Genomic DNA, 8,202 nt, shown 5'->3' with positions numbered 1-8,202 from the left:
TCTGTAAATGGTTCATCATGACGCCCTTGGGGCGACCGGTCGTGCCCGAGGTGTAGACGATATCGGCGATATCGGTACCGACCACCTCACCGTGCTCGAACGGGGTGCCGGAGGTCAGGAAATCCGACTTCAGATCGATCACCGCCACACCGGCCCCGCCGCTCGCGGCGAAACCGTTGTAGTCCACGCCGAGGAAACCCTGTTGGACCAGGACCATCTTGGCGCCGCTGCGGGTGATGATGTCACCGGCCTCTTCGGCCTTGAACCGGGTGTTGACCGGAACCAGCACACCGCCCGCGGTGAGCAGCCCGAACGCGGCGACGATCCATTCCGCCGAGTTCGGGGCCCAGATCGCCGCGCGGTCACCCTTGTCGATGCCCGCGCGAGCGAAAGCGCCCGCGGCGCGACGGATCCGGTCGACGAGTTCGGTGTAGGTCCACCGAATCTCCCCGTCGACGACCGCTTCGGCATCACCGAAGCGGGTCGCCGTACTGAGGACCATCTCGGGGATGGTCTGCCAGGTCATACCTTGAGCAGCCGAGCCAGGTTGCCGCCCATGATCTTCGCCTGGTTCTCCAGCGGCATTTCCTTGATCTCGTGGATGTAGCGCGCCGGCTCGGCCAGACCCTCCGGGTGCGGCCAGTCCGAACCGAACAGGACGTGATCGACGCCCATCACGTCCGACAGACGGAAGAGGTCCTCTTCCCAGAACGGGCTGACGTAGAGGCTCTGCTTGATGGCCTCGATCGGATCGCGGAAGCCGAAGCCCTCCGGCGCCTTCTTGTAGACGTCGGACAGCTGGTTCAGCAGCGGCTCGAGCCAGGCCGAACCGTTCTCGATGACCGCGATCTTCAGGTCGGGGAAGCGGTTGAGCGCGCCGTGGCACACCCAGGAGGCGACCGCGTCGGTGACCGGACGCCACTGGTTGGTCATGGCGAAGGTGTTGGTCTTGAACGGCAGCATCTCCAGGCCGCTGCCCTCCCACTCGGCGTCGAAACGCGAGTAGCCGGAGTCGGAGGAGTGCATGGTGACCAGCACGTCGAGTTCGACGACCCGCTTCCAGAACGGATCGAACTCCGGCAGCGCGAACGAGCGCATGCCGTGCAGGCCGGGAACCGGAGCCGGACGGACCAGGATGGCCTTGGCGCCGTGCTCGACCACGGCCCAGTTCAGCTCCTCGATCGCCTTCTCGACGATCGGCAGGGTGATGACCGGGATGGTGAAGATCCGGTCCGAATGCACGAAGTTGCCGTCCTGGCCCCACTCCTCGAGCATCCACTCGTTGAGCGAGTGGATCACCGCGTGGATGAGCTCGGGATGGTGACGCATACGCTCCTCGACCAGGCTGGCCAGGGTCGGGAACATCAGCGCGCGCTGCAACTGCAAGTCGTCCATGACCTTCAGGCGGGCGACCGGATCGCGGAAGGCGTCGATCGCCTTCATCGACTTGCCGAAGATCTCGCGACGGCTCTTGCCCTCGGGGTTGCCGTGCTTGAAGTAATCCTCCATGGCGCCGGGACGGGCCACGACATCGAAGGTCGGGTTGGGGATGTACTCACTGATCTGGCCGAGCACCGCGATCTTGGTGCGGCCGTTGATCTCGATGTACTGGATCGCACCCTCGTACTGCTTGGGCAGATGCCTGGTCAGCGCATCCCTGGTCTCGTAGAGATGGTTGTCCGCGTCGAACAGTTGATACGGCAGATCGACCTTGCTCATGGAATCCTCCTTGTCACTTTATGAGAATCGTATTCTCTTCATGAATGTATAGCAATGCCCGCGGCCCGCGTCTGCGCCAGATCCCGGCGGACGATGAACTTCTGGACCTTGCCGCTCGGGGTGCGGGGGAAATCGGCGACGACGTGCACTTCCTCCGGCCATTTCTGTTTGGCCATTCCGGCATCGGCGAAGCACTCCCGTACCTGGTCCAGGCCGGGGGCCTCGGCTCCGGGGTGCAAGCGCAGCACGGCCGCGGTGCGCTCGCCGAGTCGGTCGTCGGGAACCGCGACGGCGACCGCCTCGGCGACCCCCCGCAGTGTGAGCAAGACCTCTTCGACCTCGAGCGCGCTGACGTTCTCGCCGCCGCGGATGATCACATCGGATTTACGGTCGGTGATGGTCAGGTAGCCGTCCTCGTCGAGGACGCCGATATCGCCGGTGTGGTACCAGCCGTCCTCGTCGAACATCTTCGCGGTGAGCTCGGGATCGGTGTACCCCAGGCACAGATCCGGTCCGCGGCTGAGGATCTCGCCGTCCTCGGCCAGCCGCATCTCCACACCGGGCATGGTGTTGCCGTCGGTGAACAGGCGCTTGTGCTCGGGTGCGGTGTACAGCGAACCGGTGATCGACGGATGTTCGGTGCTGCCGTAGGACCGGTAGACGGTGATGCCGATAGCGGCCAAGCGGGTGGTGAGGGCCGCGGGCACCGACGCGCCGCCCATTCCGGCGTAGCGCATGAAGGGCAGATGCGCGTCGGTGTAGTCCGGATGGTCGAGCAGGCTGGTGACGTAGTAGGGCACGCCGCCGCCCACCGTCAGTCCGTCGGAGAGCATGAGCTCGAGCACCTTGGTCGGATCCCACACATCGGTGAGGTTGATCGCGATGTTGTTCAGCACCGGGATGAGCAGCGCGTTGACCATGCCGATGAAATGGCCGACCGGCGCCGCGGTGATCTGATTGCCGAGCTCGGGGGGATACCAGGCCGCCAGTTGGCGGGTCTCGCAACCGAGGGTGCGATGACTGTGCACGACCCCCTTCGGCGAGCTGGTCGTGCCGGAGGTGAACGCGATCAGCGCCGGGCTGTCGGGGTCGACCGCCAGTGTTCCCGCCATCGGCTCGGGGTCGAGCAGTTCCTCGAAATTCCCGCCGACGACACCGACGATCGGAATGTCCTCGCGCAGATCCGCGCAGGTGTCGGGAAGGCCGAGCAGTTCGGTGACGACGAAGACCTTGGGGCGCACCGTTTCCAGGATGTAGGTGAGTTCCTTACGTCCGTAGAAGTGCACGATCGGCACCACCGTGGCGCCGAGGAAGGCGGACGCCCAGAACACCGTCGCGGCCTCCACCCAGTTCGGCAGCTGGAACGCGACCACGTCACCCGGTTCGACTCCGCGCCTGCGCAGGCCCGCCGCGAGCCTGCGGGCGTCGTGCTCGACCTCCCGGTAGGTGCCTGACCACGGCCGCTTCGCCGAATGGATCCGGAACTGGGTGTCCGGTGCGGCGGCCAGGCCCGCCGCGAGTAGATCGCCGAGCGACTCGGAGGTCCACCAACCCTCTTCCTGGTAACGGGTGACCAGGTCGACGGGGATCTTGCGCATCGTCGAGCTCCTCGGAATCGCCTGCACGTATATTGTTCTCCTGACAAGAGAATCATATTTCCTCCTAGGAGAACAAGAAGATGGTCGAGCTAGAGCTGGACGAGGGATTGGCGGTCATCACCATCAATCGCCCCGAGGCCCGCAACGCGATCGCGCCCGCCACGATGGACGAGCTGGAGAAGGCGATCGACGCCGCAGGTGAGGCTCGCGCTCTGGTGCTCACGGGTGGGGGCGACAAGGCCTTCGTCTCCGGCGGCGACCTCAAGGAACTCGCCAAGTTGCGGACCGAGGAACAGGCCGCCGATATGGCGTGGCGCATGCGCGGGATCTGCGATCGGCTCGCGGCGTTCCCCGGCCCGGTGATCGCGGCGTTGAACGGACACGCGCTCGGTGGTGGCGCCGAGGTGTCGGTCGCCGCCGACATCCGCATCGCCGCACACGACATCAAGATCGGCTTCAACCAGGTGTCGCTGGCGATCATGCCCGCGTGGGGCGGCGCGGAGCGACTGGCGCGGCTGGTCGGACCGGGTCGGGCGATCATGCTGGCCGGTTCCGGGGAGATCCTCGACGCCGCCTCGGCCGAGCGTCTCGGGCTGATCGACCGTGTTCTTCCGCGTCAGGAGTTCGACAAGGGGTGGCGCGCCCTGGCGAAGTCGCTCGCGACCGTTCCCGCGGGTGAAGTCAAACGGGTGGTCAGAGGCGTTTCCGAACAGGAAGCTGTACAGGCGTTCGCACGGTTGTGGGTGTCGGATGAGCACTGGGCGGCAGCGGATCGAGTAATGAACCGCGCCAAGTGATTTCGGTGTCCCGCAACGTAGGAACTACGTAGTTGGGCGTGGGTCGCAATAGGGCGTTTGCGCAGGAAGCGAGGGTCTTCCGCAACCGGACATGTGATATAGATCACATATTCTTCAGGTGTGAGGCCGGTATCACATTTCGGAGAACCGCCTTACTGTGTGAGCGGTAGATCTCCCTGCGGGACAGCCCGATGTTTGTCATTCAGCCCAGACGCATCGGCCCTGACCCGGGGAGATCCACCGCGATCTTCACGTTCGACAAGCGGGATGGGAAACCATGGCTGTACGATCCGTCGACTCCGTCAACCAGGGCGTTCGGGACCTTCATTCGGTGGCTCGTTGGCGCGCGCACGCGCGCCGACACCCACTGCGCTATCGCTTGGCTGTTGTCGCGCCCAGCGCCGTCGACGTGATCCGTCACGCCGGCGGGTGGCTGTTCGACCGCACGACCGCGGGCTGGGAGGTGACGGTACTGGTGACCGATCACAGCGATGTGCGCCCGCTGCGGATTCTGGGCGCTACCGTCCTGGATCTGGAACAGTCACTGGCCACCTCGGTACACGACACGTGGCCCAACGCGGTCGCGGTGGCGTCGGAGACCTACATGTCGGACAGCCGGGTTCGTGAAGGCGTGCTCGAGTGTTTCGACCGCGGCCTCATGGAGGTCGCGATGTGGGGCGATGTGATCCCGCCCGAGCTGGAACACCGCGCGGGCACCGCGCATCATCGTGTGAGCGTGGCGGCGCGTGCTTTCAAGGCGTGCGCGTTGAACGCGGCGGGCCACCCCGCCGAATCGGTCGAGTCGACCGAAGCCTTCCGGGTCGGCGAGATCCCGCCCCCCATCTACCGCTCCGACGCCGATCTGGTTCCCGCTACCTGATCTCCGATCGCGACACAGCCGGTCAGGAAATTTCCTGGCCGGCGTTCGCGTGCCCGCCCTCGAGTTTGTCGATCTCCCTCTCGACGAGCGCGAGGGCTTCGGCGTGCCCGCCCGACATCCCGAGCGCGCGTTCGATCACCACGACCCGCGAAATGCTGGTGATCAGGACCGCCATGGCCGCGGCCGGGAATCTCTCGGTATCGAATCCGTATTCGCCCAACAGTTCCTCCAGCGCGTTCGCCTGGATGGTGCGGAATTTCTCCGCGTATTCGGCGACGGCCGCTCTGATAGCTGGGCGATGGTTGGACAGGCCGACGAATTCCATCGTTAATCGCACCGCGGTCGGATCGGTGCTGAAAGCCCATAATGCGTGGAGCGGTTTGTCCGTTTTCATCATCTCGGCCTGCAGTTCGAGACCTTCATCCGCATTTCTTCGGAAAATATCCAGCAACAGCTCGTCCATCGAGCGGAAGTAATAATGCACCAACTGCGGTTTGAGGCCGGCCCGCTCGGCGACCTTACGCGAGGTCACCGCCGCCCATCCTTCCTCGAGGAGAAGTTGCTGGGCCGCCTCGATGAGGACCTGGCGATTCTTGGCATCGGGGGCACCGATCCTTCGGGGCGATGGCATTCGCCGTCCTCCTTATTCGAAAACCCGTGGTGGGGTCAATTCATAGCCCAGTGCGAGCCTCGTCGTCTATTGACTGACTGAGTCACCTCATGCTATGCATATGCACAGCACTGATGCTGAGCAGTCGCTCGGCATCCGGTGGCCGATCGTAGCCCGGATCGTCCGCCGGTGGGTGTCGAATACTTCACTAGCACATTTCTTGTGGTCAGGAGGGGCAATATGGGTCACGACGGTGTGGTCCGCCCGTGGATGGCCGTGCGTCGATCGGCCGATCCCAGGCCGGACGCGCGCGCGATATCCGGCCGGGGGCGGCACGTGCCGACGGGGAGGCGGTCCGTTCCGGTGTGACGCGGGAAGTCCTCCCGACGGCGCCCGGCCGAGCGAACAGGCGGCGGAATCGATGGCGCCCAGGCGCCGTTCCGTTGTCGGATCCGGCGGTCGTCAGGTGTGCTGGATACCCCATATCCACCTATATCCTTTTTATTACGACTTAATTCGAACCGGTCGGAAGACGTCAGCGGATTCCGTGCCCCGCTATTGACTCGCGATGTGACTGCAAGCACAATGTCTTATCGACGATGCACGCCGAAGAGTTTTTCGGAGAAATCCTGGAGCCGGGTCGAGAAGTGGACTCGGCAAGGATTCAAGGAAATCCGGCAAGGGGATTTCCTTGTCCGAGGCGTGCGCGCCGCAGAGTCGCCCGATTAATCGGGCGACTCAGTTCAGAAGGCGAGCCATCGCCTGATAAATACGTGTTCTTACAGATCGTTCGTCGGCGGTGGGATGCTGCCCGCCGGACCTGAGAGTTTCGAGATCGAAGATGACTCACCAAGAATCCGACGTGCGCGAAAGCGCCGTCGGTGTGGACGGTGGCGTCGACCAGGATCCACCGCCCAGGTGGGCGACTCGGGAAATTACCGGATGGTCGCGCGGATACCTTCGGCGTCACCCCGTCACCGCACTGGAAACGGTGGGTGGACAGTTCGTTCTCGGCGTGCGCGCCGTCCAGTACCTGTGCGTCGACATCGTCACCGGGCGCTTCGCCTTCGCCGAATTCATCAGGCAGTCGGCGTTCATGGCCTCGGCCGCGGTGCTGCCGACGATTTTCGTCGCGCTTCCCATCGGTGTCACCCTGTCGATCCAGTTCGGTCTGCTGGCTGGACAGGTCGGCGCGACCTCGCTGGCGGGTGCCGCGAGTGGTCTGGCGGTGATCCGACAGGGCGCGCCGATGGTCGCCGCGTTGCTGATGGCCTCGGCGGTCGGCTCGGCGGTGTGCGCGGACCTGGGGTCGCGCAAGATTCGCGACGAGATCGACGCGCTGGAGGTCATGGGGGTATCGGTGGTGCGGCGCCTGGTCGTGCCGCGCCTGGCCGCCGCCATCCTGGTCGGCGTCTCGCTGACCGGCATCGTCTGCTTCGTCGGCTTCCTCGCCGGCTATCTGTTCAACGTGTTCGTCCAGAACGGCGCGCCCGGCAGTTTCGTGGCGACCTTCGCGTCGTTCGCGACCGTGACCGATCTCTGGCTGACCCTGTTCAAGGCCGTCATCTACGGCGCCATCGTCGCCGTCGTCGCCTGTGAGAAGGGGTTGTCCACCAAGGGCGGCCCCGCCGGCGTGGCGAATTCGGTCAACTCGACCGTGGTCTCCTCGATCCTGCTGTTGATGACGATCAACGTGGTCGTCACCCAACTGGCGATGATCCTGCTCCCGAGGCAGGGCCTCTGATGGCCGCGACCTACTACCCGCCCGGGACTTATGCGCTTATGCGCACCGCCCGGAATCTGGGCACCGCGATCATGCGCCTCGGGCACATGTTGACCTTCCTCGTGCGTGCGGTGGCCTCGATTCCGGTGATGCTGCGCCAGTACCGCAAGGAATTCCTGCGCATCCTGTCCGATGTCACCTGGGGCAACGGCTCGATCGTCGTCGGTGGCGGCACCGCGGGTGTCATCATCGTGCTCGGCGCGGCGGGCGGGGCGATCGTCGGGCTGGAGGGGTACAACGCACTGCATCTGCTCGGGATGGAACCGACCATCGGATTGATCGCCTCGACGGCGTCCACCCGTGAACTGGCCCCGATCATGGCGTCGCTGGCGTTCGCGGCGCAGGCGGGCTGCCGCTTCACCGCGCAGCTGGGCGCGATGGGCATCGCCGAGGAGATCGACGCGATGGAATCGATGGGTATCCGCTCGATCCCGTATCTGGTCTCGACCAGGTTGCTCGCCTCGGTGCTGGCCATGGTCCCGCTGTACCTGGTGTGCCTGGCGGTGAACTACATCGCGGTGCAGGTGGTCGTGAACGTGTCGGGTGGACTGTCCGCCGGTACCTACCAGCACTATTTCCAATTGGTTCTCAACGGTCCCGACATCGTGTACTCGCTGATCAAGGCGATCGTCTTCGTCGTTCTCACCACCACGATCCAGTGCTACTACGGCTTCTACGCCGCCGGTGGACCCCAGGGGGTCGGCATCGCCGCCGGGCGTGCCATGCGCGCGGCGATCTCGCTGATGATCGTGGTCAATCTACTGCTGACCATCGCCCTGTGGGGCATCGGCGCCAGCGCACGGCTGGGGGGATAG

8 protein-coding genes are annotated in these 8,202 nt (G+C 64.8%); 4 read left to right on the top strand and 4 right to left on the bottom strand.

Translation table 11 applies throughout. The features are described from left to right. From JZ792_RS09185 to JZ792_RS09175, 3 genes are all read right to left on the bottom strand, one after another. Positions 1 to 526 (bottom strand): AMP-binding protein (locus JZ792_RS09185; RefSeq protein ID WP_216908827.1); only part of this gene is annotated, 526 nt, incomplete at its 3' end. Continuing rightward, on the bottom strand, positions 523 to 1,719 hold the full coding sequence (locus JZ792_RS09180; RefSeq protein WP_216908825.1) for an amidohydrolase family protein: 1,197 nt from the start codon (positions 1,717 to 1,719) through the stop codon (positions 523 to 525). The genes JZ792_RS09180 and JZ792_RS09185, both read right to left, overlap by 4 nt. A 38-nt stretch (positions 1,720 to 1,757) precedes the next feature. Beyond that, positions 1,758 to 3,317 (bottom strand): AMP-binding protein, encoded by a 1,560-nt coding sequence (locus tag JZ792_RS09175; protein ID WP_216908823.1) that lies wholly within the window; start codon positions 3,315 to 3,317, stop codon positions 1,758 to 1,760. A gap of 80 nt (positions 3,318 to 3,397) precedes the next feature. On the opposite strand from JZ792_RS09175, the gene JZ792_RS09170 reads away from it, so the two are divergent. Both JZ792_RS09170 and JZ792_RS09165 read left to right on the top strand, forming a co-directional pair. Next, positions 3,398 to 4,114 (top strand): enoyl-CoA hydratase/isomerase family protein, encoded by a 717-nt coding sequence (locus tag JZ792_RS09170; protein ID WP_216908821.1) that lies wholly within the window; start codon positions 3,398 to 3,400, stop codon positions 4,112 to 4,114. 367 nt (positions 4,115 to 4,481) lie between these two features. Beyond that, on the top strand, positions 4,482 to 4,994 hold the full coding sequence (locus JZ792_RS09165) for a hypothetical protein (RefSeq protein WP_216908855.1): 513 nt from the start codon (positions 4,482 to 4,484) through the stop codon (positions 4,992 to 4,994). A 22-nt stretch (positions 4,995 to 5,016) separates the two neighbouring features. On the opposite strand, the gene JZ792_RS09160 is transcribed toward JZ792_RS09165, so the two are convergent. Continuing rightward, positions 5,017 to 5,625 carry a TetR/AcrR family transcriptional regulator gene (locus JZ792_RS09160; protein ID WP_216908819.1) on the bottom strand — a complete coding sequence of 203 codons (609 nt, stop codon included), beginning with the start codon at positions 5,623 to 5,625 and terminating at the stop codon, positions 5,017 to 5,019. An 820-nt stretch (positions 5,626 to 6,445) separates the two neighbouring features. Between JZ792_RS09160 and JZ792_RS09155 the strand changes: the two genes are divergently transcribed. Further along, positions 6,446 to 7,348: an MlaE family ABC transporter permease gene (locus JZ792_RS09155; protein WP_216908817.1), complete on the top strand. Its 903-nt coding sequence runs from the start codon at positions 6,446 to 6,448 to the stop codon at positions 7,346 to 7,348. Next, complete coding sequence (locus tag JZ792_RS09150; protein ID WP_216908815.1) at positions 7,348 to 8,202, top strand: ABC transporter permease; 855 nt, start codon at positions 7,348 to 7,350, stop codon at positions 8,200 to 8,202. Before JZ792_RS09155 ends, JZ792_RS09150 begins: the two co-directional genes overlap by 1 nt.

Origin of the sequence: Nocardia noduli (assembly GCF_019038455.1) — a bacterium.
Taxonomy (GTDB): domain Bacteria; phylum Actinomycetota; class Actinomycetes; order Mycobacteriales; family Mycobacteriaceae; genus Nocardia; species Nocardia noduli.
This window is presented reverse-complemented; position numbering and strand designations above follow the sequence as displayed.